General features: G+C 42.6%; 2 protein-coding genes. Both read right to left on the bottom strand.

From position 1 onward, the window contains the following. Window positions 1–88: 88 nt before the first annotated feature. Window positions 89–502 (bottom strand): tyrosine-type recombinase/integrase, encoded by a 414-nt coding sequence (locus tag A3735_RS09160; RefSeq protein WP_068637969.1) that lies wholly within the window; start codon window positions 500–502, stop codon window positions 89–91. 61 nt (window positions 503–563) lie between these two features. Beyond that, a partial coding sequence (locus A3735_RS09165) for a WYL domain-containing protein (RefSeq protein ID WP_068637971.1) occupies window positions 564–928 on the bottom strand: 365 nt, incomplete at its 5' end.

Below are 928 nucleotides of genomic sequence, written 5' to 3' on the forward strand. Positions count from 1 at the left end.
TAAACAACCTGAATTAACTTCTTTGCCTGGTAAATGAAACCTACTGCTATTAAAGTCATACTAAATAGGAATAGACGGCAAGAACACCTCAATAAACCGAATCCTTTGCAATAATACTCTCAATCTCTTGAGACCACCGAACCAAAGCCTCAGCCCGTTCTTCCCAATAGGGGTGTCGATTGTAAACTTCCATTACTCCCCCCATCGTGTGATTCAGTATCTTTTCCACGACAGGAATAGCGACGCCAAGTCCAGCCATCTTGGTGGCGGCAGTACGGCGAAGGTCATGAGGTACCCATTTATCAATGCCTACAACTTCTTGTGCCCTGTTGGCAGCACGACTAATAACCCTCTCAGTCATAGGGCTATCATTATCAGTGAAAGAAGGTAGCACCCAATCTGACTCGTCTCTAAGAGCATATAGTTCACTGAATAGCTTTATCGCCAGTGGAGACAAAGGAACTTTATGGGCCTTCCTGTTTTTTGAGTTTTCCTTTGGTATATTCCTGCTTTTACGTTAAGAACACTCTGAGAACATTTACGCGGATATACACATCTATACGTTACTCACTTTCCAAGTAGGTTTTATCGTACGACCTTACGACTTCCCCAAAACTGTTCACAAAATTATCGAGTAGCAGCGAGTCTACTACCGTGGCTTTTATAGCGATATAACCGTCATCTAAGTCAGTAATCGTTTGATCCTTTGATAAGGGAGTTTCTGCCAAGTGGATACCTGCAGACTTTTTCAAGGTAAAATTGACTTCAACCTTTTCACCATCACCGTAATTGAAACGGCCCTTCTTAACATACTTACTCAATTTAAAGTCTTTAGGAGCATCAAAGTGCAAGGTCATCGCATTAGCGGCTTTTATGCGATGCACTGCCAGGCTGTAATCCTCACCATTGTCATAACGGCAAGCCATAT

The sequence above is a fragment of the Oleiphilus sp. HI0061 genome (assembly GCF_001635675.1).